This window comes from Thioalkalivibrio sp. ALM2T (genome assembly GCF_000381505.1).
Taxonomy (GTDB): Bacteria; Pseudomonadota; Gammaproteobacteria; order Ectothiorhodospirales; family Ectothiorhodospiraceae; genus Thioalkalivibrio; species Thioalkalivibrio versutus.
The window spans coordinates 110289-134481 of sequence record NZ_KB906561.1; the positions used below are offsets into that span (position 1 = coordinate 110289).

15 protein-coding genes and 1 tRNA gene are annotated in these 24193 nt (G+C 64.3%); 13 read left to right on the top strand and 3 right to left on the bottom strand.

The window, feature by feature from the left end; genetic code table 11:
* Window positions 1–18 precede the first annotated feature (18 nt).
* Complete coding sequence (locus tag F816_RS0108235) at window positions 19–984, top strand: arsenic resistance protein (protein ID WP_019594335.1); 966 nt, start codon at window positions 19–21, stop codon at window positions 982–984.
* A gap of 259 nt (window positions 985–1243) precedes the next feature.
* Here the strand turns inward: F816_RS0108235 and fdxA are convergent, their stop codons facing one another.
* Both fdxA and mutS read right to left on the bottom strand, forming a co-directional pair.
* The gene (gene fdxA, locus F816_RS0108240; RefSeq protein ID WP_018168634.1) at window positions 1244–1567 is read right to left on the bottom strand and encodes a ferredoxin FdxA; all 324 of its coding nucleotides are present in this window, start codon (window positions 1565–1567) and stop codon (window positions 1244–1246) included.
* Between the two features lie 239 nt (window positions 1568–1806).
* Window positions 1807–4425 (bottom strand): DNA mismatch repair protein MutS, encoded by a 2619-nt coding sequence (gene mutS, locus F816_RS0108245; RefSeq protein WP_019594336.1) that lies wholly within the window; start codon window positions 4423–4425, stop codon window positions 1807–1809.
* A 422-nt stretch (window positions 4426–4847) separates the two neighbouring features.
* Between mutS and F816_RS14885 the strand changes: the two genes are divergently transcribed.
* The 10 genes from F816_RS14885 (at window position 4848) to F816_RS0108290 (ending at window position 17229) form a co-directional block, all read left to right on the top strand.
* Window positions 4848–5336, top strand: a complete 489-nt coding sequence (locus F816_RS14885) for a hypothetical protein (protein ID WP_155998543.1) — start codon at window positions 4848–4850, stop codon at window positions 5334–5336.
* A 393-nt stretch (window positions 5337–5729) separates the two neighbouring features.
* The gene (locus tag F816_RS0108250; protein ID WP_018144308.1) at window positions 5730–6032 is read left to right on the top strand and encodes a PilZ domain-containing protein; all 303 of its coding nucleotides are present in this window, start codon (window positions 5730–5732) and stop codon (window positions 6030–6032) included.
* Between the two features lie 7 nt (window positions 6033–6039).
* Window positions 6040–6564 carry a CinA family protein gene (locus tag F816_RS0108255; protein WP_019594337.1) on the top strand — a complete coding sequence of 175 codons (525 nt, stop codon included), beginning with the start codon at window positions 6040–6042 and terminating at the stop codon, window positions 6562–6564.
* 721 nt (window positions 6565–7285) lie between these two features.
* Complete coding sequence (locus F816_RS0108260) at window positions 7286–10606, top strand: mechanosensitive ion channel domain-containing protein (protein WP_026333200.1); 3321 nt, start codon at window positions 7286–7288, stop codon at window positions 10604–10606.
* Window positions 10607–10835: 229 nt separating this feature from the next.
* On the top strand, window positions 10836–11882 hold the full coding sequence (gene recA / locus F816_RS0108265; RefSeq protein WP_018144305.1) for a recombinase RecA: 1047 nt from the start codon (window positions 10836–10838) through the stop codon (window positions 11880–11882).
* Window positions 11857–12339 (top strand): regulatory protein RecX, encoded by a 483-nt coding sequence (locus tag F816_RS0108270; protein WP_026333201.1) that lies wholly within the window; start codon window positions 11857–11859, stop codon window positions 12337–12339. Before recA ends, F816_RS0108270 begins: the two co-directional genes overlap by 26 nt.
* 241 nt (window positions 12340–12580) lie before the next feature.
* Window positions 12581–15190 (top strand): alanine--tRNA ligase, encoded by a 2610-nt coding sequence (alaS, locus tag F816_RS0108275; protein WP_019594340.1) that lies wholly within the window; start codon window positions 12581–12583, stop codon window positions 15188–15190.
* Between the two features lie 285 nt (window positions 15191–15475).
* A complete protein-coding gene (locus tag F816_RS0108280) occupies window positions 15476–16720 on the top strand; it encodes an aspartate kinase (RefSeq protein WP_019594341.1) in 1245 nt (414 codons plus the stop codon).
* Between the two features lie 68 nt (window positions 16721–16788).
* The gene (csrA, locus tag F816_RS0108285) at window positions 16789–17043 is read left to right on the top strand and encodes a carbon storage regulator CsrA (protein WP_019594342.1); all 255 of its coding nucleotides are present in this window, start codon (window positions 16789–16791) and stop codon (window positions 17041–17043) included.
* A 95-nt stretch (window positions 17044–17138) separates the two neighbouring features.
* Window positions 17139–17229 (top strand) — tRNA-Ser (locus tag F816_RS0108290).
* Window positions 17230–17374: 145 nt separating this feature from the next.
* On the opposite strand, the gene F816_RS14985 is transcribed toward F816_RS0108290, so the two are convergent.
* A complete protein-coding gene (locus F816_RS14985) occupies window positions 17375–17704 on the bottom strand; it encodes a hypothetical protein (protein ID WP_231363393.1) in 330 nt (109 codons plus the stop codon).
* Window positions 17705–17944: 240 nt separating this feature from the next.
* Between F816_RS14985 and F816_RS0108300 the strand changes: the two genes are divergently transcribed.
* Window positions 17945–23041: a hypothetical protein gene (locus F816_RS0108300; protein WP_019594344.1), complete on the top strand. Its 5097-nt coding sequence runs from the start codon at window positions 17945–17947 to the stop codon at window positions 23039–23041.
* A gap of 860 nt (window positions 23042–23901) precedes the next feature.
* A partial coding sequence (locus F816_RS0108310; RefSeq protein WP_038085621.1) for a transposase occupies window positions 23902–24193 on the top strand: 292 nt, incomplete at its 3' end.

Consider the following 24193-nt stretch of genomic DNA (forward strand, 5'->3'; position numbering starts at 1 on the left):
CCCGAGCCGCGTTCGCGGATGCGTGAGCGGCTGGAGCAATATCAGGTACTGATCTACCTGTTGATGATCGGCCTGGGACTCTTCCTCGGCCTGAATGCACCGGAGGCCAGCCAGTGGCTGGATGTCGTGCTCTGGCCGGTGCTGGGGCTGCTGCTGTACGCTACGTTCACGCAGACGCCGCTGATCCATCTGGGCGAGGCGTTCCGCGAGCCGCGTTTTCTGCTGGCCGCAGTGATCGGCAACTTCGTGGTGATCCCGCCGCTGGTCTGGGCGATCCTCCAGGTGGCGCCGGGCGATCCGGCGATCCTCCTGGGGATCGCCCTGGTGCTGCTGGTGCCCTGCACTGACTGGTTCATCACCTTTACCCATCTCGGCGGCGGCGATACCCGCCGGGCCATCGCCTTCTCCCCGATCTCGTTGCTCATGCAGCTGGCGCTGTTGCCGCTGTATCTGTGGCTGTTCTTCGGCGGCGAATTCACCCTGGCGCTGGCCGGCGAGGACGTGCTGAAGGCCTTTGCCGGCCTGATCCTGGTCCCGCTGATCCTCGCCTATCTGACCGAACGCTGGGCCAACGACGACCCCGGCCGCGGGCATCTGATCTCGGGCCTGGCCTGGCTGCCGGTCCCGTTGCTGGCCGTGGTGGTGTTCATCATCGCGGCCTCGCAGGTCAACACGGTGCTGCACGGGGCCGACGTGCTGCTGCCCCTGCTACTGATCTTTGCCGGTTTCCTGGTGGTCGCGGCCCTGCTGGCGCGGGCTCTGGCCCAGGTGTTCGGCCTGCCGATAGCCGAAGGGCGAGTGCTCGCCTTCAGCCTCGGGTCGCGCAACTCCTTCGTGGTCCTGCCCATCGCGCTCGCCCTGCCGCAGGGGCTGCAACTCGCCGTGGTCGTGGTGGTGTTCCAGTCCCTGGTCGAGCTGGTCGGCATGGCGGTGTACTTGTGGTGGATTCCAGGCCACTTGTTCCCTGATCGCCCTGCTGCCTGAGGCGGCGCTTCCGGCCCCCGGATCGTCGTCCGGCCTTCTCGTACTGGGTCGATCATCCATTGCGTGCAGGGCCGCCCGCGGGACGATGCGGCCGTCAGCGGAGGCGGCCGCGCGGCAAGCACTTCCTGGCGCGGATGCGTAGCAGGGTGGGTGGGCGTTGCGCGCCGCCAGCGGAGGAGCCGCTCCCCGGGTGGTGGCGCAGCTCCTGACTGTGAGCTGCGCCCAGGCTGGCGGCTGGCTGGGACCGGTCTTGCCGGGGTTAGCGTTCCAGGTACTGGAGTTTGCCTTCCACGCCGTCCCAATCCTCGGCGTCGGCCGGCGGGTCCTTGCGCGCGGTGATCACCGGCCAGGTGCGGGCGAGTTCGGCGTTCAGTTCGATGAACTGGAGCTGGTCTTCGGGGACGTCGTCCTCCGGCACGATGGCCTCGGCCGGGCATTCCGGCTCGCACAGGGTGCAGTCGATGCATTCGTCGGGGTCGATGGCCAGGAAGTTCGGTCCTTCATGGAAGCAGTCGACCGGGCAGACCTCGACGCAATCGGTGTACTTGCACTTGATGCAGTTATCGAGAACGATGAAAGCCATGCTTGTCTCCCTTTGAATTCAGTCAGTTGACCGGGGTTTTTGAGGCCCGGTCATGGTCGCGGCGGCACGTGTCCCTGGCCTTGCCGACAAGATATTGCAGCATTGTAACGCCACCACCGCGGGAGTCGTGAATCCCGGATCGCGCCGGCGTCATTGTGGCGGCGCGCCTACCGCAGCGAAACGCACCGCTCCCCCCGGTGGCCCGCGGTGTGATGCGATTCGCTCCGTGCGTCAGCATGTTACGGCGCTTCTCCGGGAGGGTGGTTTTCGCGCAAGGCGTCCTTCATGCGGTAGAGGGCATCCAGGGCCTCGCGCGGGGACATGTCGTCCGGGTCCAGGGTATCGAACAGGGCCTTCAGGGCGCGTGCCTCCGCTTCGTACGGCTCGGGTTCGGGTGCGGCCACGTCCGCCAGGGCCGGTTTGGGCGTAAACAGCCCCAGCTGCGGCGAGTCGCTCTCGGCGGCGCGGTCCTCGAGCTCGCGCAGGTGCTGGCGCGCGAGCTTCAGGACATCGGCCGGCACCCCGGCCAGTTGCGCCACCTGCAGGCCGTAACTCTGGTTGGCCGGCCCCTCGCGGACCTGGTGCAGGAACACGATGCTGTGCTCGTGTTCCATGGCATCCGTGTGCACGTTGGCGACCGCGGGCTCGCGTTCGGCCAGCGCCGTCAGTTCGAAGTAGTGCGTGGCGAACAGGGTCAGGGCGCGATTGTGGCGCGCCAGGCGCTCGGCGCAGGCGAGCGCCAGGGCGAGGCCGTCGAAGGTGCTGGTGCCGCGGCCGATCTCGTCCATCAGCACCAGGCTCTCGGGGCCCGCGTTGTGCAGGATGTTGGCGGCCTCGGTCATCTCCACCATGAAGGTGGAGCGCCCGGAGGTCAGGTCGTCGGAGGCCCCGATACGGGTGAAGATCCGGTCCACCGGCCCGATCTGCGCGCGCGCGGCCGGCACGAAGCTGCCCATGCAGGCCAGCAGCACGATCAGCGCGGTCTGGCGCATGTACGTGGACTTCCCGCCCATGTTGGGGCCGGTGATCACCAGCAGCCGGCGCTCTTCGGGATCCAGCTCAGTGTCGTTGGCGACGAAGGGCGCATCCAGGCCGGCCTCCACCACCGGGTGGCGACCCTGTTCGATGCGGATGCCGGGCGTGTCGACCAGTTCCGGACAGTGCCAGTCCAGGCACCTGGCCCGCTCGGCCAGGCAGGCCAGGGCATCCAGTTCGGCGAGCGCATCCGCAATCGCGCGCAGGCGCGGGGCGCGACCCTGGAGCTCGGCGAGCAGGCCGTCGAACAGGGCGCGCTCGCGGGCCATGGCCTGCTCGCGGGCGGAGAGGATCTCGTCCTCGAAGCGCTTGAGCTCTTCGGTGGTGTAGCGTTCCGCGTTCTTCAGCGTCTGCCGGCGCATGAAGCGCCCGGGCAACTCCGCCGAGCGCGTGCGCGAGACCTCGATGTAGTAGCCGTGCACGCGGTTGTAGGCGACCTTGAGCGTGGGGATGCCGGTGGCCTCGCGCTCGCGCGCCTCGATCTCGCGCAGGAACGAGTCGGCATCGTTCTCCAGTGCGCGCAGGCGATCCAGCTCGGCATCGAAGCCGGTGCGGATCATGCCGCCGTCGGTGACGCGCAGCGGTGGCTCCTCGACCAGGGCGGCGGCCAGGGTCGCGTTCAGCTCGTCCTCTGGGGCCAGGGCGTAGTACAGCGCCTGCAGGGACGCCGCGCTGGCGGACAGCGGGGTTAGTGCCTGGTGCAGGGGCGGCAGGCGTTCGAGACTCGCGAGCAGGGCGGTCAGGTCGCGCGGTCGGGCGCTGCCGAGGACGATGCGCGACAGGATGCGTTCGACATCCGCGCTGCCGGCCAGGGCCTCGCGCAGGGGTGCGGTGGCACCCGATTCCAGCAGGGCGGTGATTGCGGTCTGGCGCTCGCGGACGATGGCGCGGTCGCGCAGTGGCTGGTGCAGCCATTGCAGCAGCCGGCGCGAACCCATCGCCGAGCGGGTGGTGTCCAGCAGGGCCAGCAGGGATCCGTGGCGTTCGCCGCCCAGGGTGCGGGTCAGCTCCAGGTTGCGGCGGGTGGCCGGGTCCAGCACCAGCATCTGGCTGCGCAGTTCGTGCGCCAGGCCGGTGATGTGGGCGAGGTCTCCGCGATGGCGGTTCTGTACGTAGGCGAGCAGGGCGCCGGCCGCGGCGATGCCGAGGTCCAGGCCGTCGCAGCCAAAGCCGGAGAGGTCGCGGGTGCCGAAGTGGGTGGTAAGTACGCGCCGCGCGGAGACACCGTCGAAGTGCCAGTCTGCGTGGCGCTGCGGGGCGAAGCCCTTGATCCCGGGGATGGGCGCGGCCTGGTCGGGGATCAGGCATTCCACCGGGTCCAGCCGTGCCAGCTCGGCGGCCAGTTCGGTCGCGTCGCGCACCTCCAGCAGGCGGAACTGGCCGGAGGCGAACTCCAGGCTGGCAATCCCGTAGCCCTCCTTGCGGCCCTTGATCGCGGCCGAGCCGGCGGGGCACACCGCGACCATCCGGTTGATGCTGCGGGCCTCCAGCAGGGCCTCTTCGGTGACGGTACCGGGGGTGACAATGCGCACGACCTCGCGCTTGACCGGGCCCTTCTGTTCTCCGACAGCGCCGGTCTGCTCGCAGATGGCTACGCTCTCGCCCAGCTTCAGCAGGCGCGCGAGATAGCTCTCCAGGGTGTGCACCGGGATCCCGGCCATGGGGATCGGCTGTCCGGCTGATTCGCCACGCCGGGTCAGAGTGATATCGAGCAGTCCCGCGGCGCGCTCGGCGTCATCATGGAACAACTCGTAGAAATCACCCATGCGGTAGAGCAGCAGCGTCTCCGGGTACTCGGCCTTGATACCGAGGTACTGCTGCATCATCGGGGTGTGGGCGGAAAGTGGCGTCTTGTCAGTCACTTGTTAGCGGCTGTCCAGAAAATCGGGATTTGCAATCAGACATTTGTCCAATACTCGGGGGTTTGGCGCGCACGGTATCACGCGCGCGGATGTACCGGTTGGTCATGGCTTCGGTGGTGTGACCGGATAGGGCTTGCGGGTCCAGGCCCTGGTTCTTGGCGTCGGTGATGGCCTTGGCGCGGAGGTCGTGCAGGTGGGCGTCGAGGACGTTGGCGCGTTCGCGGCACCGCCGAAATCGGCGACACCGTCTATATCCGCGCCGGCCGCCTCGAAGGCACCGCCCCCGACCTCCCCACCGACAGCATAAGCGTGTAGCCCGCCCCACGTTGCGGCTGGTTACTGCCGGGGGCAGACTGGCACACAAACGGAAAGGGAATACCGCCATGTCCATCATCTGCCCACGCTGCGGTGAGCTTAACGACGAAGACAAAGCCGAGCAGTGTCCGCACTGCGGGGTGTTCTATGCCAAGGCCCGTCAGGCTAAGAACCCTGGATATCAGCCTCGTCCAGCCTCCAATATGCCGACCGCAGCCGCCACAGGGGGAGGCGGGACACTCCTAATCGGGATTGTCGTGGTTGCCATTTTCGCGATGTCGGATTGCGGTGGTTCATCTGATACGCACACCGTCTCCGCCGAAAGACAAGCGCGAGACCTGTGCAGAGAGCAGCTTCGGTATCACGTTCGGCACCCTTCGACCCTTTCTGTTTCAGCGTTTGGTATTACCCAAACCACGCTCAACAATGGAAACCATCTTATTCGGATACCTTTCTCCGCATCCAACTCTTTCGGCGTCGAGCTCGACTATAACGCCCGCTGCCAGACTAACCGCCAGGGCACCGAAATCATCGGCTTTAACACGGTTGAGCGCTGACCCGGGAATCATTGAAAACGCCCCGGCCTAGGGGTAAGGCACGGGGCGCCGAGCACACAGGGGGGCGGTGCTCTTCAGTCACGCTATCCCGCGCCCATGCGGACCGCAAGCAGGCCAACTAACGCTCCACACCCCTGCCTGTAACGTCCTCAAGCAGGGGGCCGGCGCTCGCGCGGCTGGCATTGCCCTGTGGCGCGGTCTGCACGCGATTTGCCCAACGAATGCGACCTCTAATCGGAGTATGGGCGGCGGCGCTCATCGGTCCGGCGGCGCTCGATCCGGGCAGACGCGCAGTATACGGATGCGGTGCCCGGCATGGCAGCTGGGTCAGGTGCGGGAGTTGTGCCACACTCGGGACAGCGCAAGCGACGCGATGTCAGGGAGGAGGCGAGCATGATCGGGGAAGAGGATCGGCGCGATCACCGGCGGATGCAGGTCAGCACGGCGGCGCGCGTGACCTGGCGCTCCAGTGGCGAGTCCATCAGCGTGCAGTTGGAGGACCTTTCCGCCATGGGTTGCGCCTTTGTGGCGCAGCGCGAGACCGATGCCGGTGTGGGGATTACGGTCTCGGTGCCAAGCCCGGACGGTCGCCTGGAGGGTCTTGAGCGTCACGGCCGCGTGGTGCGCTGCGCCCCCGTCGAGGGCGCATCCGGTAACGGCTGGCGGGTTGCGGTCGCCTTCGATCCGGAGGGATGATCGCGCCATGACGGCAGAATCGAGCACCACCCTCCTGACCCTCCGCGAGTCCGACGCCCCGAGCCTGTCGGCCCTGGTTTATGACCTGAGCGAGCGCCTGATGGCGAAGGGCGAACGCCTGTGCACCGTGGAATCCTGCACCGGCGGCGGCATCGCGCAGGCGATGACGGATATCCCGGGTAGCTCGCAGTGGTTCGAATGCGGCTGGGTGGCGTACTCGAACGCCGCCAAGACCGCGATGGTTGGCGTGCCGCCCGAGTTGATCGAGGAACACGGCGCCGTCAGCGAGGCGGTGGCTCGTGCAATGGTCGAGGGTGGGCTGGCCCGCAGCGGGGCGCATCACGCGCTCTCGGTCACCGGAATCGCCGGACCCGGGGGCGGGACCGACGCCAAGCCGGTCGGCACGGTCTGCTTCGGTTGGCAACAGCGAGGCCAGGATGCCCGTGTCGAGACCTGCCATTTCGATGGCGAACGCCACGAGGTCCGCCTGCAGTCCATGCTGCATGCCCTGAGCGAACTGCTGGCGCACTAGGGAAACCGTGATCAAGGGCCCGTTCGCGCGCGAGTCGATCTTGCGTGCGAACAAGGCGCGGTGACCGCCGTGCAGTCACTCGGCACAAGGGAGTCGTGACGCCTGCACGCGCCGCGCCTGGAGTCTCCTGGGCACATGGGCCCCGCCAATGAAAACGCCCCGGCCTCTGGAGGCGCGGGGCGTCGAGCACACAGGAGGGGGGAGGGTGCTCGCAGGAAACGCTATTCGCCCCCTTTGATCCTCGCAAGCCAACTGGCTCACAGACCCCGAATTTCGTCCTGAACCCCGCGCCGGAACGTGTGCGGGGTCACGCCTGGGTGGGCCGCGTTTGGGGCGGGGGTGCCCGATTGCGCGGGTGTGTGCCGGCGTCCGTTCCGCGGCGTCGGGGTTGCATGGTCGCCGGGATCGCGGTCGGGGATGCCGCTGCGGGATTAACGCAGTCACAGAACCGGGCAGGCGAACCGGGGCGACGCGGTATACGGTATATGTTGTGCATACGGAGGCCGTATGCCCCGGAACGCGCGGAGTATGCCGGGCGGGGCGGGATCGCAAGTCGACAGCGGGCGGGTTCGCGGACAGGTAGATCATGAGAAGGATCGACGGATGCAACAAGTGCCGCCGGACGTGGCGGCTCGCGTTTCTTGGGATCACCCTGTTGTTGTGGTTGGTGGCCGGTCCACTGGCCGGGGCGGACGCGGATCCGGGGTCATCCTCGCCGGTGGTGGTCAGCCCGGCGGAAGTGGCGGCTCTGGAGACCGATCTGGCTGTTTTCCGCGACCGTCTCCCCGAGCTTCTGGAAGCCGTGGATACCCAACCGGCGGAGGAGTGGCTGGAGGCCAGTCCGCTGGACGAGCTCGAGGCGCGCAGCGCTGACGAGGACCGGGCGGAAGCGGAACGGGCACTGTGGGAGGCGGCCCGCGAGTACGAGCAGGCGGCCGTGGAGCGAGTGCGGGGAGCGCTGGACCGTGCGACCACCGCCCGGGAGGTGCCGGAGCGTCTGGGCGAGTTGGAGCAGGGTCTGGACGGGGTCGGGGCATTCCCGGCCGGGCTGGGCGAAGAGGTCTCGATCCGCCGCATCGAGGATGAGCTGGAACGGGTGGGGCGCGACCGCGAGCGACTGGAAGCGGAACTCGATGACCAGCGCATCCTGCACGCGCAACTGGAAGAGCAGGCGGAGGTTCAGGCGGAGACCCTGGAACGCCTGCGCCGGGAGCGTCAGGAGCTGGAGGACGGGCCACAGCCGCTGCCCGAGGAGGTCGAATGGACGGAGGCTCACGCAGCCGTGCAGGAGGCCCGGGCGCGACAGGCGGACGCTCGCCTGCTTGCGGCGCAGCTGGATGCCGTTTCGCTGCCGCCGCGGATGCAGGCGCGGGGCCTGCTGATCCGCGGTCTGGAGCTGCAGGCGCGCTGGCAGAGTGTCCTGCAGAGTCGGCTGGAGGTCCGGTTGACCGAACTGTCCAGCGAGGAACTGCAGGAGCTGCGAGCGGAGCTGCGTACCCTGCTGGAGCGTCAGCCGGAAGCGCCGCTGCACCATGCGGAGGAAATCGAGGAACTGCATGCGGCGTTCGACCGCATCGCGGAGGCCCAGGCACAGACCCGCACCCTGCAGTATGAGCGTGACCGGCTGGTCCGGGTCGAGCGCGAACTAGCGCAATCCCTGTCCCATGTCCACGAGCGTCTGGAGATCAGTGGCCTGACCGAGGCGCTGGGTGGGGTCTTCCTGGAGGAGCAGCGACGCCTGCGCGATCTTGACCAGGTCCGTTTCCAGCTGCGTGATCTGGAGCGGGAGCTGGCGCAGTCGCAGTTACGGACCATCAGCCTGCGCGAACGTCTGGCTGTGCTGCCGGCGGACCCGGTGGCGGAATGGGAACCCGCGGCCCGTGCGGTCTTGCGCGAGCTTCGCCGCCAGACACTGAATGCGGAGCTGCATGCCGAGGAGGCGCGGACCGAACAACTGCGCCAGGCCGACCTGCGGCTGCGTGCGGTCGTCGATCTGGTGGCGGAGCTCGACCGGATCCTGCAAGAAGCGTTGCTTTGGTGGCCAAGCCATTCCCCGGTCGGGGTCGCGTGGTTCGAGCGGGCGCCGGCCGCGACCCTGGCGCTGCTGGACCCGGCCGCCTGGGCGGAGTTGCGGGAGACATTCCTGCGCCAGACGCTGCACCGGCCATGGTTCATCGGGTTCATTCTGCTGGTGGCGGGGTTGCTGTATCTCGCCGGGCGCAATGTCCACCGGCATCTGGAGCGTCTCGCCGAAACGACTCGTCACCGCTACACGGACAGTATTGCGGTCACCATCCGGGCCCTGGGGTGGAGTCTGCTGCGCGTTTTACCCGTGCCGTTTCTGCTGCTGACCCTCTCATTCCAGTTGCATGCGGTCTCGGAGCCGGGTTTTGCGGTGGAGGTCCTGTCCCTGGCGCTGATCACGGTTTCGGTGTGGTGGATGGCGGGCCATCTCCTGCTGCTCTTTATCAGCCGCCATGGGGTCGGGACCGTGCATTTCGGCTGGCCCGAGCCATTGCTGACGCGTCTGTATCGTCACCTGCACTGGTTTCTTCCGGTGCAGACCCTGCTGTTCCTGTTCGTGGCCCTGGCCTTCGGGCACCCGAGCGACGAGGTATTCGACCTTTATGGCCGTCTGGCGCTCCTGGCGGTCATCCTGAATTTTGCGATGGTGGCCTGGCTGCTTCTGGCACCGGTCCCGGACGATTCGAAAGGCGGCACGCTGGACGAACGCCGCCGGTTATTGCTGCGGGGGTTCGTGATCGTGATGGTGGTGGGCCTGGCGGCCCTTGCTCTGGCGGGTTATCTGTACACCGTGGCCGAGCTTCTGCGGCACCTGATCGGGACGGTGCTGGTGCTGATTGTTGTCGGTCTTGGTTACAGCCTGGCGGCCCGATGGCTGGTCCTGGGAGAGATGCGGCTCGCGCTGCTCCGAAACCGTGAGCGGCGCGAGCAGGAGGCGGTCACCGAGGGCGGCAGCGGCGGCGAAACTGGGCTGGATATCCCCGAGCCGCAGCTGAGCATGGAGGACGTCAATCTGCAAAGCCGCACGCTGCTGCGGGTGGCGGCGCTGGGCGGTACGGTAGTGGGTTTGTTGTGGGTGTGGTCGGACATCCTGCCGGCCCTGGCCTGGCTGGACGGGATCACACTGTGGTCGCGCACGATCGAGATCGGCGAGAGCGAGATCCTCACCAGCGTGTCCCTCCAGGATCTGTTGTTGGCCGGGTTTCTGGGGCTGCTGTTTCTGTTGTCCGCGCGCAACTTGCCAGGGCTGGTGGAGATCCTGCTGTCGCGCAGCACGCAGATGGATGCGCCCGGGCGCTACACGTTCACCATGCTCCTGCGCTATCTGCTGGCCGTGGTGGCGGTTATCGTGGTGTTTTCGCTTCTGGGCCTGCGCTGGAGCGAGATCCAGTGGCTGGTGGCGGCGTTGACCGTCGGTCTGGGTTTTGGTCTGCAGGAGGTCGTGGCCAACTTCGTTGCCGGGCTGATCGTGTTGCTGGAGCGCCCGGTTCGGGTGGGCGATACCATCACCGTTGGTGAATACAGCGGGACGGTATCGAAGATCCGGGGCCGTGCTACCACGATCGTCGACTGGGACAACCGGGAGATCGTCGTTCCCAACAAGACGTTCATCTCCGACCATCTGATCAACTGGACTCTGAGCGACACCACCACACGGCTGGTGATCCCGGTGGGGGTCAGCTATGCGTCCGATGTCGATCTTGTCCGGGAGACCCTGCTGGAGGTGGCCCACGACGACCCGCACGTCCTCGAAGATCCCGAATCGGTGGTGTATTTCCTCCGGTTTGGCGATAACGCGCTGAATTTCGAACTGCGGGTGTTCGTCTGCCAGATGGCGGATCGGCTGGTCACGCTGAGCGGGCTCCACACCGCGATCATCAAGCGCTTCCGCGAACAGGGGATCGAGATCGCGTTTCCGCAGATGGACGTTCACCTGCACGACGACGAAACCCGGAGGCGTCGTGGCGTGCCCCCCGCGGCGGGTCCCGACGAACCCGGAAACCCCATGGATCGGTGACGGGTGCCCGGTTCGTTGGCCCGGGGCCGTTGACCCGGGCCAACCCCAGCATCCCGCCCGCAGGCCAGGCGGCTTGGCTCTGGTGCCGCGGGTGTCTTGCGCAAGTCCTTTGTCCCTGCACGATCACGGGTTGGGTCGCTCTCCGCCCTGTGGGATACTGCGGCCCCGTATCCGCCCCGTCTTGGGCAACGGGTCGGAAACCATCGCAGCAAGTATCGGGAGGCATACCGTGGACGACAATCGCAAGAAGGCCCTGACCGCCGCACTCGGGCAGATCGAACGCCAATTCGGCAAGGGCGCGGTCATGCGCATGGGCGATCAGGAGGCGGTGGACGTCCCTGCGATCTCCACGGGCTCCCTGGCACTGGATATTGCGCTTGGCATCGGCGGTGTGCCGCGCGGGCGCGTGGTCGAGATCTACGGGCCGGAATCCTCGGGCAAGACGACCCTGACCCTGCAGGTGATCGCCGAGGCGCAAAAGGCCGGCGGTACGGCTGCGTTTGTCGACGCCGAACACGCACTGGACCCGACCTACGCCGAGAAGCTGGGCGTGAACGTGGACGACCTGCTGGTCTCGCAGCCGGATACCGGCGAGCAGGCCCTGGAGATCTCCGACATGCTGGTGCGTTCCGGCGCGATCGACGTCGTGGTCGTCGACTCCGTGGCCGCGTTGACGCCCAAGGCCGAGATCGAGGGCGAGATGGGCGACTCCCACGTCGGCCTGCAGGCGCGTCTGATGTCGCAGGCCCTGCGCAAGCTGACCGCCAACATCAAGCGTTCCAACACGCTGGTCATCTTCATTAACCAGATCCGCATGAAGATCGGCGTGATGTTCGGCAGCCCCGAGACCACCACCGGCGGCAATGCGCTCAAGTTCTACTCCTCCGTGCGCATGGACATCCGCCGCATCGGCGCGATCAAGAAGGGCGACGAGGTCATCGGCAACGAGACCCGCGTGAAGGTCGTGAAGAACAAGATGGCGCCCCCGTTCCGCGAGGCCTACTTCGAGATCCTCTACGGCGAGGGCATCTCCCGCGTCGGCGAGATCATCGAGATGGGCGTGAAGGAAGGCCTGATTGACAAGGCCGGCGCCTGGTACAGCTACAACGGCGAGCGCATCGGCCAGGGCAAGGAAAACGCCCGGCAGTACCTGAAGGACAATCCGCACATCGCCGAGGAAGTCGAAAAGACGCTGCGCGAACGCCTGCTGCCCAAGCGCAACAAGGCCACGGTAGAGGACGTGCCGGTCGATGCCCCGGTCGAGGAGCAAGGCTGACCCGGCCGACCCCGAGGCTGCGCTTGAGGTGGGCCTGCGGTTGCTGGTTCGGCGCGAACACTCCGGTCTGGAGCTGGCTCGCAAGCTCGGTGAGCGCGGCTTCGAACGGGATGCCGTGGACGCCGCGCTGGAACGCGCGCGCGAGCTCGACTACCTGAGCGATACCCGGTATGCGGACTTCATGGCCCGCCACCGGACCGAGCAGGGCTACGGCGAACAGCGTATCCGCGCCGAATTGGCCCATAACGGCATCGGCAACGACACCGTGAACGCGGCCATCGAAGCCCTGGAGATCGACTGGATCGACCAGGCGCGCGGCCAGCTCGAACGCCACTTCCGCCATCCCCCGGGGACCCGCGAGGACGAGGCCCGCTATCTTCGGCACCTCGCGGGCCGCGGCTTCCCCGGTGGTGTCGCCCACCAGGCCCTTGCCGCCTGGAAGGACGAATCCCCGTAGGAGGCCAGTCCTCTGGCCGAAGGGGATTTCCGGCGCCGCATCGCGCAGAGGGCTGCGCTCCTACAAGGGAACCACCCCCTCCTGTAGGAGACCAGCCCTCTGGCCGATTGACCGTTGAGAGATGCCCCATCGGCTGGGTGCTGACCGCCCACGATATGGCCCGAAGACGGGCCCGGCAATACGCGGGTGGGGCGCTCGCGTGATAGCATTCCGGGTTTGACCCCATTGCTATCGGAACCGCATGAAAAGCGCCGACATTCGCCGGAGTTTCCTCGAATTCTTTGAAGGGCACGGACACACGATCGTGCCGTCCAGCCCGCTGGTGCCCGGCAACGACCCCACGTTGCTGTTCACCAACGCGGGCATGGTGCAGTTCAAGGATGTGTTTCTCGGCCGCGAGAAGCGCCCGTACGTCCGGGCCGTGTCCAGCCAGCGCTGCGTGCGCGCCGGCGGCAAGCACAACGATCTCGAGAACGTTGGCTATACCGCGCGTCACCACACCTTCTTCGAGATGCTGGGCAATTTCAGTTTCGGTGACTACTTCAAGCGCGACGCGATCCACTACTGCTGGCAGTTCCTGACCGACACCATCGGCCTGCCGCCGGAAAAGCTGTGGGTCACGGTCTACGAAACCGACGACGATGCGTACAAGGTCTGGGCCGACGAGATCAAGGTTCCGGCCGAACGCATCATCCGCATCGGCGACGACCCTGACGGCGGTTCCGACAACTTCTGGCAGATGGGCGAAACCGGCCCCTGCGGCCCCTGCACCGAGGTCTTCTACGACCACGGGCCGGAGGTCGCGGGTGGCCCGCCCGGTTCGCCGGACGAGGACGGCGATCGCTACATCGAGATCTGGAACCTGGTGTTCATGCAGTACGACCGCGATGCGGAGGGCACACTGAACCCGCTGCCGCGCCCGTCCGTGGATACCGGCATGGGCCTGGAACGCCTGGCGGCTGTGCTGCAGGGCGTGCATTCCAACTACGAGATCGATCTGTTCCAGGACCTGATCGCGGCCGCCGCACGGGTAACTGGAGCAACTGAGAAGGATTCTGCCTCGCTGCGCGTGATCGCGGATCACATCCGCTCCATCGCCTTCCTGATCACCGACGGCGTGCTGCCTTCCAACGAAGGGCGTGGCTACGTGCTGCGCCGCATCATCCGCCGCGCCGCGCGCCATGGCTTCAAGGTCGGCGCGCAGGACGCGTTCCTCTACCAGATCGTCGGCGACCTGGTGCGCGCGATGGGCGAGGCGTTCCCGGAACTGGCCGAGGCGCAGGCACAGGTCGAGAAGGTGCTCGAGAAGGAAGAGCGCAAGTTCCTCGAGACCCTCGACAAGGGCATGAAGATCCTCGAGGACGACCTTCGCGACCTGAAGGGCAAGGTAATCCCCGGCGAGACCATCTTCCTGCTCTACGACACCTACGGCTTTCCGGTGGACCTGACCGGCGACATTGCGCGCGAGCGCGAGCTGGAGCTGGACATGGAGGGCTTCGAGTCCGCCATGGCCGGCCAGCGTGCACGGGCCCGTGCGGCCAGTCACTTCTCGATGGACGACGGCGGCCTGCCGCAGGTCGATGTCGCGACCGAATTCTCCGGCTACGAGACGGTGGACGACGAGGGCCGCGTGATCGCGCTGTACCAGAATGGCGAGGCCGTCGATCGCCTGGAAGTCGGTGCCGAGGGGCTGGTGGTACTGGACCGCACGCCGTTCTATGGCGAGTCCGGCGGCCAGGTGGGCGATGTCGGTACGCTCAGCGGTTCCGGCGTGCGCTTCCAGGTCTCCGACACCCGCAAGCAGGGTGCGGCGCACATCCACGTGGGCCAGGTCCGCGCCGGCACGCTGGAGCGCGGCCAGACGCTGCAGGCCGCGGTGGAAGGCCCGCGTCGCGAGAACATCCGCCGGCACCACTCGGCCACCCACCTGCTGCACAAGGCCCTGCGCGATCAGCTAGGCGACCACGTGCAGCAGAAAGGCTCGCTGGTGGACCCGGACCGCCTGCGCTTCGACTTCACGCACATGGAACCGCTCACCGACGAACAGCTGCGATCCATCGAGGCCCAAGTGAACGCCGAGATCCTGGCCAACGAGGCCACCGATACCAACGTCATGGACATCGACTCCGCGATGGAGTCCGGCGCCGTCGCGCTGTTCGGCGAGAAGTACGGTGATCGCGTGCGCGTGCTGAAGATCGGCACCTCGGTGGAGCTGTGCGGTGGCACGCACGTGGACCGAACCGGCGACATCGGGTTGTTCCGCATTACCTCCGAGGGTGGGGTGGCCGCCGGCATCCGGCGTATCGAGGCGGTCGCCGGCGAAGTCGCCCTGCGCTGGGTGGACCAGCAGATCGGCCACCTGGACGCGATCGCCGATCGCCTGCGCGCCGGGCGCGGCGAGGCGGCCGACAAGGTTGCCCAGCTGCAGGAGCGCACCCGCGAGCTGGAGAAGCAGGTCACGCAGCTGAAGGGCAAGCTGGCCAGCCAGGCCGGCGACGACCTCGGCTCCCAGGCCAAGGATGTCGACGGCATCCAGGTGCTGGCCGCCAAGGTCGAGGGCGTGGAGCCCAAGGCCTTGCGCGACATGGTCGACCAGCTCAAGCAGAAGCTCGGCAAGGCTGTGGTGGTGCTGGGCACCTCGACAGGCGAGGGCAAGGTCAGCCTGGTGGCAGGTGTGACCAAGGCCGAGACCGGCCAGTTCAAGGCTGGGGATCTGGTGGGCCATGTCGCTACACAGGTCGACGGCAAGGGCGGCGGCCGTCCGGACATGGCGATGGCCGGCGGCCAGAGCCCGGACAAGCTGGACGCGGCCCTGGCCTCGGTGGAGGCCTGGGTGCGCGAACGCGCCTGATCGATCGTCCATCCCCGTCATCGCGAGGCGCGTAGCGCCGTGGCGATCTCCGCGGGCAGCCCCTGTGCCGGAGGGTTCGGCGGGATCCGGTGGTTTTGGACGGAGGTTGCCACGGCCCCGTTGGGGCCTCGCAATGACGGGGCCATGCGCGGGGTGCGCCGGGGCGGTGGGCTTTAATGCGGCGGCTAGTTAGTGTTTAATGCCCGCTTCTTAAGTAAACGCTAATGGATGGGGTGCGCCCTGTCCGGACGGTCGCAAGGACCGGGCACGGAACGGAATCTTGAAATGGCGTTGCTGGTACTCAAATTTGGCGGCACCTCGGTGGGCTCGCCCGAACGCATCCAGGCGGTGGCGGAACGCGCGCTGAAGCTGCGCGAGGAAGGCCATCAGCTGGTGATCGTGGTCTCCGCGATGAGCGGCGAGACCGACCGCCTGCTGGGCCTGGCGCACGCACTGAATCCGCGCGCGGACGGTCGCGAACTGGATGTGCTGCTGTCCACCGGGGAGCAGGTCACCATCGCGTTGCTGTCGATGGCGCTGGAGGCGCGGGGCTGTGATGCGCGGTCCTACACCGGGGCGCAGGTGACCATCCGCACCGACAGCGCCCACAACAAGGCGCGCATCCGTAGCATCGACGATGCCCGGGTGCGCGGCGATCTCGATGCCGGGCGCGTCGTGGTCGTGGCCGGTTTCCAGGGCGTGGACGAGGAAGGTGCGATTACCACCCTGGGCCGCGGCGGATCGGATACCACCGCGGTGGCGCTGGCCGCAGCGCTGAAGGCCGACGAATGCCGCATCTATACCGATGTTGACGGCGTCTACACCACCGATCCGCGGTTGGTGCCGACGGCCCGCCGCCTGCAAAGCATCACCTTCGAGGAGATGCTGGAGATGGCCAGCCTGGGCTCCAAGGTGCTGCAGATCCGCGCGGTGGAATTTGCCGGCAAGTACAACGTCCCTTTACGGGTGCTGTCCTCGTTCGAGGAAGGCCCGGGAACCCTGATTACCACGGAGGAGGATGCGCAAGTGGAACAGGCGCTGGTTGCGGGTATCGCGTTCAATCAGAACGAGGCCCAGCTGACGGTTCAGGGCGTCCCCGATCAGCCGGGGGTCGCGCATCGCATCCTCGGCCCGATCGCGGACGCCAACATCGAGGTGGACATGATCGTGCAGAACGTCGGGGCGGATAATTCCACCGACTTCACGTTCACGGTTCATCGCAATGACTACGACAAGGCCCTGGAGATCCTGCAGGCGGCCGCGAAAGCGCTGGGCGCCCGCGAGGTTTCCGGGGATACGCACATCGTGAAGATCTCGGTGGTCGGGGTCGGTATGCGTTCGCACGCGGGCATTGCCAGCAAGATGTTCGAGGCCCTGTCGCGCGAAACCATCAACATCCGGATGATCTCCACCTCGGAGATCAAGATCTCCGTGGTCGTAGATGAGAAGTACCTCGAACTTGCAGTGCGTGCATTGCACGATGCGTTTGAACTCGAACAGACCCCAGTCGGTCAACAGGAGGACGGTTAAGGATGACAGACCGTAAAACGGTTACCGGACGACCGACTCCGTCCGACACAGGCACTGCGGAGAAGAGCATGCTCATTTTGACTCGGCGTGTGGGCGAGACCCTCATGATCGGCGATGATGTGTCCGTCACCGTCCTGGGGGTCAAGGGCAATCAAGTCCGCATCGGCATCAATGCACCCCAGGACGTCGCGGTCCATCGCGAAGAGATCTTTCAGCGCATTCAGCGTGAAGCGAACGTCGCCAGTGGTGAGGGCGGCGGCGAGAACTCCAATGGCGGTGGTGCTGGGGCGGGTGGTGCCGCGGCAGGCGCACGCGACGACTGAACCTCCCGTAAGGAAAGCGAAAGGCCCGGAGGCTGCGATCAGCCTTCCGGGCCTTTCATTTGAAGGCCCAAGGCCTTATCCTGTGCCGCGTTTCCGGAGAGTTGGCCGAGTGGTCGAAGGCGCTCCCCTGCTAAGGGAGTATGGGTCAAAAGCCCATCGAGGGTTCGAATCCCTCACTCTCCGCCATTTTCAAAATTAAGTCGCTGATCTGAAAGGGGAAACCTGGTCGGCGAATTAATCGGTCCCCCAATTAGTCCCCCAATTGATTGGCGTAAGAGTGGTTGCCATGTGCGGCAGCCATGCGCCATGGGAGATCGAAGTGCCCGAAGCTTCAGTCTTCGCGGGGATCCCACTCGGATTTTCCTTCCATCACCAGGCGCCAGGCCTCGGGGTCGCCCTCTACGAATCCAGGTAGGACGCCGATCTTGGCTGCATATCCGTATTGGCGTGCTCCTGCGCTCTGGAGTGCTCCCTCTTCGTACAGCTCGGCGAACGACTTGCAACTGAAGCCGTCCGGAGGCAGCGCAAGCCCGTCCCGATTCCACTCTTCATCTTCAAGTGCTTCCTGCTCATCCGGCATATAGTCGATCTCCCCCTGTGCATCGAAGGGTTTTTGTCTTGTGGCGGGCAGGGTCGCTGCTTGGATCCATTGGTAGCCCAACAATGACTCCGCCGTTCGGTTCTCCTAGGGGCGCCCCCAATGGCATTCTCGCTTAAATGGCTGCATTGAGCTCGTCAACGTGCTTGCCGTTCCAAAGCATTTTTCGAGCTTGAGCCAAGCTGCTTCAAGTGCCTGCCGGCCCGCGGTGCACTCTGATTGAACGCTACTCTTCTGGGTGGCTAGAGCTTGCCATACACTCGTGGCTCAATGGACGCGATTTAGCAGGGACGAGGGGAGTTGATGAGCGGTGTGAGTGCAACAAGCCCGGTCTCCACCGGTGGTGGTGGGGCAGTTTTCGAGCAGAATGTAGGTGCTCTGTTTCTCGCGCTTCTGCTTGTTCGGGCCCCGTTGCCCGTCCTAAAAGATTGCCAAGTCGAGGAGGTGCACCTCCAAGCGGAACATCTTGGGTGGAATACCGACGATGTCTTGGTGGTTGCCACGAGGCCAGATGGCGTGCTCCGTCGGCTTGCAGCTCAAGTAAAACGTCAGTTCAAGATCAGCGAGAAGAACGAGGACTGTAAGAAGGCTTTCGGTGACTTCTGGGCGGATTTCAACGGACCAGAATTCGACCCAGATAGGGATCGATTCGCGTTGGTAACGCTTCGCGGAACAAGTGCTCTTCTCGACGGATTCAACAGTCTCTTGGATTGTGCGCGTGCATCCATGGATCCGACTGACTTCATGCGACGACTGGAGGTCGATGGTTTCCTCTCCAAGACCGCGCGACACTACTCGACGACGATCCGGCGAATCCTCGACGATACCGGCGCGCCTCCGACAGACGAGCAGTTCTGGAGGTTTCTGTCCGTTCTGCATGTCGTCAGCTTCGATCTGAACACAGCTTCTGCTCAGAACGAGGCGTGGATCAAGTCGCTACTCGCCGCTACAGCGAACGGGGGCAATCCGTTGGCTGTGGCAGAGGAGAGTTGGCGCGAACTACTGCAGGTGGCTGGTGCTGGCATGCCCACCGCCGCGAGCTACCGGAACTCCGATCTGCCGGAGGACCTACGCAGTCGGCACGGACCCATTGATACCCGTTCGGCCGAAGTTGTACGCGCCTTGTCGGATCACAGTTCAGTAACGCTGAACGGAATCAAGACGACAATTGGGGCATCGGCTGAGATCGCCCGCCGCACCTTGACGAATCAAGTGCTGGACGCATTAAACGAGAGCCAAGTTGTGCTGATTTCCGCTCCCGCTGGCTTTGGGAAGTCGGCAGTAGCAAAGGCCTGCATGGAGCTACTTGATCGGGACCTCTACTGCCTGGCTTTCAGGGCAGAAGAATTTTCGGTCAGCCATATCGACCAGACACTGCAACGGGCCCAGGTCCGAGCGAACGCGTCCGAACTGCTAGGAATCTTGGCCGGTCAATCCCGGAAGCTAGTTCTGGTGGATAGTGTTGAGAGGCTTCTGGAGGCTTCTGTGAGAGATGCTTTCGCAGACCTACTCACCCTAACGCAGAGTGATAGCAGTGTTGGACTATTGATTACCTGCCGGGACTATTCTCTGGAAACAGTGAGTTCGGCACTCCTTGGCCAGGCAGGACTGGATTTCAAGGTGATCGAGGTTCCACCGCTCGCGGATGAGGAACTTGGCCAGGCCGTGACTTCGATGCCCCATCTGTCGAACGCATTGCGGCATGAGGGCTTGAAGCGCCTGCTGCGTTCTCCTTACCTCTTGGACAAAGCTGCCCAAATGGATTGGTCAGACACCGAGGTCCTTCCCACCAATGAACGAGAGTTCCGGAGTCGCTGTTGGAGAGAGGTGATTCGGCGCAACGCTGCAGCTGTAGATGGTATGCCGGATAGGCGTGAGCGGGTGTTTGAGGAAGTAGCTTTGCGGAGGGCCCGGCAGCTTCGTCCGTTTGTTGGGATTGAAGACCTGGATGCAGGTGCGTTGGAGTCGCTACGGAACGATGGACTGATTGATTTCCCGCCTGAGATAAGTTCCATGGCAGCGCCAGGCCACGATGTGCTTGAGGACTGGGCGACTATCCAGTGGCTCGGTCGGCGTTGGATTCTGCATGAGCATGTGGCGGGGCCGCTGGCAGAGGATGTCGGTGGCTATCCCGCTATCCGCCGAGCATATCGAAAGTGGCTCGCTGAGTTGCTTCGAAGTGACACAGCGGCGGCGATGAGCTTCGTGTTGTCCGTGTTCCAGGATAGGGCACTTCCATCATATTTCCGAGACGATTCGCTTGTCTGCACGCTGCAATCCCCTTCGGCCCGGGAGTTTCTCGAATGGCACAGCGAGACTCTTTTCGAGGACGGTGGGCGACTGCTGGTGCGCGTGATTCACCTGATGCGCGTTGCTTGTAAGACCTCGCCCTGGTGGCTGCGCGACTTTGGTCAAGTGCCGTCCCAGATGCTAGTCGCATCGGGAGAGGCCTGGCCGGCTGTGCTTGAACTTGTCGTCGGAGGTCTTGACAGACTCCTACCTGAACAGATGCCGATTCTTCTAGGGCTCATAGAAGATTTTTCGAGTTCTATTGAGCCGCGCAACCCGGAACCGAAAGGCTGTGAGGAAGCGGCCAGGATCGGCTTCCAGCTCTTGGAGCATCTCGACGGCTATCGCATGGATGAAATGCGAGAGCGCACGCTGATGGTGATTGCGAAGATCCCACGGGGCGATGAGCACGCATTTAAGGTCCTGGTCGAACGAGCATCTGACAACGCGGACCGCGATCAGTTAGCAAGCGAGGTATCGGAGATTCTCCTGAGCGGTATCGATGGCTGGACCGCGTGCCGGTATTTTCCCGAGGAAATGATGCGACTTGCGAAGTCGCGCTTCCTACTCCTAGAGGCAGGCATGGGCCCCGACGATTGGCGTCGCGGAAGCTCGGTCAACATCGAACCGATGTTTGGCATAAAGGAGCTTACGGACTTCCATTCGTTCCCAGCGAGCTCGATCCGTGGCGTATTCCTTCCTCTGCTGCGATATCACCCTCAGGAAGGAGTCGATTTCATCATTGACCTGTTGAACCACGCTGGCAGATGGTACGGCGAACAACTCTGGCCTTACGACCAGCTTGAACCGGCGGACCAAATCTCGATTGGGATACCGGGCGAGGCCCCAGTAATGCAATGGTCGAGTCATCGCCTTTGGGGCCTCTACAGAGGCCATGAAGTCGGTCCGTATGTCCTTCAGACCGCTTTGATGGCACTAGAGGCATGGCTCCTACAAATCTGCGATACGGAAGGTGGGGATGTTGAGTCCTGGTTGCTCAAGATCCTAAGAGATAGCAACAACGTCATGGCGACGTCGGTCATTTCGAGTGTTTGCAACGCGCACCCGGAGAAAGCAGGCCGCGCCGGGCTGGCACTATTGTCGGCGCCCGAACTGATATCGATGGATCGTGCCCGCGCGGCACAGGAGCGATCGCGTTTCCCGGTGTCTGCGATTTTCCCGAGCTTCGGAATCAATGAGATTTACGAGAACGAACGGAAGAAATCTGATGCCCTGCCGCATAGGGTGCATGATCTGGAGGCTTTGGCTCTGAAGCTACAGCTCAAAGAGGGTTGCGAGGAGGTGTTTTCGCTGATTGATGGGTACCGCGCGGCACTGCCGCCGGTCGAGGAACAGTCGGAAGAGCATCGTCTGTGGCGTCTAGCGCTACACCGAATGGACTTGCGGGGGTTACGTGCGGTGGAAGGGCCGTCTTTGGAAGCCTCGGAGGGTGACGCCGACGGTGTGGCAGAGGACGAACAGCCCAAGGAGCGGAAGGTCTTTCTGGAGCCCAGCGAGCTTGAACCAGATGTTCAGGCGCTAGTCGACCGGCACGCGCCTATTGCAGTGCAGCAAGAACGAGATCTCTCGCTTCTGAATTGGGGAAGCGCGGCTTGGGAAGGGCGGGAGTCCTCCGATTTTGATATCCGGGATTGGGAGGCCTTTCTGGCGAGCGCCCGCGCTCGCGATGGAGAGCCGGAAACTGAGGAATTTGCTCGCGGCGGGCCAGGCGTGATCGCGGCTGTCTGCGCGCGCGATCATTGGGAAGAGATGAACGCCGAGGATCGAGCTTGGTGCATCAACCTTCTGGTTCGGGAGGTGGAGCGAGATTGCGACACCGAGATCGATATGGTTCGGCGTGGGCGCGGGGGGCACCGGCCCGATAGGCACGCTGCCTACGTCCTGCCAAGCCTGCTTGCCCACGATGTCTCGGAAACACAGGCGACCCGGATCAAAGAGGCAATCGCGAGGGCGCTGAGCCATGCCGTAGAGGAGGTCGTGGAATACGCTGCGGAAGGCATCGGAGTCGCCTCGACGAGAGAGCCGGGAGCCTACTCCAAGGCGTGCGCCGCGGCGATTGCGTGGCGAGCTCGCCTAATCTCGAGCAGGCTGGCCGAAGAGCGAGAAAAACCCTTCGAAGAGCAGATGGATACTGCTTCAATTATCCGCGAAGCCGTGCCGACTGTTCGGGCTGCGATCATTTCTTGGGATTGTGATCCTCAGGAAGAGCTAGAGAGAATCGATCTGGATCACTGGACCGGAATCCAGGCGGCCGAAATCATTCTACAGATCCTCGGATATTCGCCGGATTCAACCTTGGCGATCGAGTTTCATCGGCGGATCGCCTGCTCAATCGTGGAAGATTGGGATCGCGAATCTGAGGATCGCAATCGGCGCGGTCAAAGAGATCACCGGTTCAACCATGAATTTTTCCGGCGTCTTGCGCGTTTCGCTTTAAAGCTAGACGAACAGCAGGCGTTGCATGTGTGTGAGCCATTTTTGGCGGCTGTTCCAAGGCATCCCAGCAAGCTCAAGAGCTTCGTTCGGGACATTGTCGTTGAAGCGGACCGGTCTAGCGAGCAGGACTCCTTCTGGACCGTGTGGCAGGCTTTCGCGAACGCTATCTGTCATGCGCCTTGGGTCGAGCCGCTCGATTCACGTTTCAGCTCTGGCAAGGAGTTGATAGGTGCCATTTTCCTCGAGGGGTACTGGAAAGAGGACGTCCGCCATTGGCGTAGACTAGAAGGTCAGGGGTATCGACTTGACCAGTTAGCCGAACGATTGCAGTGCTCGGCGGTGGTTTTCGAGGCGTACTGCCGATTTCTTTATGACATTGGAGAGGCCTCGTTTCCCGGGGCCTTTGTGATCTTGGCAGACTTATTGGCGGCGAGGGACCCGCATGTGATGCTCGCGGACCGAAACACTGTTTTTCTGCTGGAATCCCTGCTTCGGAGGCGTGTTTATTCCGAGCCGCACAGGTTGAAGTCTGATCCGGCGGTTCGTTCGGCTTTGCTGGTGATTCTGGAACACCTTGTTGAGGCGGGGTCATCGGCTGCATATCGGATGCGCGATGACTTTGTAACACCGCTAAGTGGAACTTCGGGCTCATAGGCCTGCCGTCGGTCGGTGTGTAGTGCCCCCCCTGTTTTCTGTACTCCTCAGCTCTCGTGACTAGTACGATCAATACAACGGTCTGTCCGGCGGCTGCGAGGTTCGTTAGAACCGGTGGCCGACATGAAACAGGTGGTCGCCGGCGAAGCGACCCCGCTGGGACAAGGGGAGTGCGATGACGGAGTTCTACGTTCTGGTGGCGGCTGCGCTTGCCCCTATCCTTATCCTGGCCGCCTTGCTCTGGAGTCGGGGCCGTGCCTTGCCGGTATGGGCGATCCTGCTGCTGGCGATTCCGTACATGATGGCGGTGGTCGCCGCGTTGGAGGTCTACGGTTTACCGGGGTTTCGCCCTGTGATTATCGCCTCACTGGTGGGTGTCCTGGGCGTACAGATTCTCTTGGGCGCCAGGCTCATCCACTTCTTTCGATGGCCGGATCGGTTCTTCTCGTTGGCCCGAGGACCTGCGGATGCGGAGCCGCGTGAATCCCTAGCATCACGGCAGGCGCGGGAGGAGGCCGTGAACGAGGGGGTCATCTACTACCGGCTGCCGGGGGATGAGGTATTGCGTACCTGGCCTTATGCCACTGGATGCCATGATGCCGCTCTCGCGGCCCTGTTAGACCAACACCCTGAAGCCGACATCGACAATGGTCCCTACGGTGCCCCCAGTGATTGGCTCGGCCCGGCGCCCGTGCCTGAAGAGACCCCTCGTCCCAAGGAAGCCCCGCGCTCCAGGGAGGCCGCCCCCGCCGCTGCCTTCTTTCGGGGGCCCGAGGTTCCGGGTTGCGCCATGTGCTGGTCTAATTTCCGTGGACACCTCGTTAGGTGGGACGATAACCCCCTGGACGAGGAGAACAACCATGGCACGCAAGCGCCGAAGCTTTTCAAGCGAATACAAGGAGCGCGTGGCCCGGATGGTGGTCGATGACGGTCTGGAGGTCTCGGTCGTATGCCGGGATCAGGATCTAGGCGAGACGGCCGTTCGGCGCTGGGTCGATCAACTCAAGGCGGAGCGCGCGGGGCAACTGGGCGAGGGTCGGCCGCTGACGGCGGAACAGCAGCGGATCCGCCAGCTCGAGGAAGAGAACCGGCGATTGAAGGAGGATAAGGAGCTGTTAAAAAAAGCGTCGGCCTTCTTCGCCCGGGAACTGA

Excerpts from the sequence above, each read along its gene's own strand:
- F816_RS0108235 (WP_019594335.1), top strand. The coding sequence starts at position 19 with ATGCGTGAGCGGCTGGAGCAATATCAGGTACTGATCTACCTGTTGATG.
- fdxA (WP_018168634.1), bottom strand. The coding sequence starts at position 1,567 with ATGGCTTTCATCGTTCTCGATAACTGCATCAAGTGCAAGTACACCGAT.
- mutS (WP_019594336.1), bottom strand. The coding sequence starts at position 4,425 with ATGCAGCAGTACCTCGGTATCAAGGCCGAGTACCCGGAGACGCTGCTG.
- F816_RS14885 (WP_155998543.1), top strand. The coding sequence starts at position 4,848 with ATGTCCATCATCTGCCCACGCTGCGGTGAGCTTAACGACGAAGACAAA.
- F816_RS0108250 (WP_018144308.1), top strand. The coding sequence starts at position 5,730 with ATGATCGGGGAAGAGGATCGGCGCGATCACCGGCGGATGCAGGTCAGC.
- F816_RS0108255 (WP_019594337.1), top strand. The coding sequence starts at position 6,040 with ATGACGGCAGAATCGAGCACCACCCTCCTGACCCTCCGCGAGTCCGAC.
- F816_RS0108270 (WP_026333201.1), top strand. The coding sequence starts at position 11,857 with ATGCCCCGGTCGAGGAGCAAGGCTGACCCGGCCGACCCCGAGGCTGCG.
- alaS (WP_019594340.1), top strand. The coding sequence starts at position 12,581 with ATGAAAAGCGCCGACATTCGCCGGAGTTTCCTCGAATTCTTTGAAGGG.
- F816_RS0108280 (WP_019594341.1), top strand. The coding sequence starts at position 15,476 with ATGGCGTTGCTGGTACTCAAATTTGGCGGCACCTCGGTGGGCTCGCCC.
- csrA (WP_019594342.1), top strand. The coding sequence starts at position 16,789 with ATGCTCATTTTGACTCGGCGTGTGGGCGAGACCCTCATGATCGGCGAT.
- F816_RS0108300 (WP_019594344.1), top strand. The coding sequence starts at position 17,945 with ATGAGCGGTGTGAGTGCAACAAGCCCGGTCTCCACCGGTGGTGGTGGG.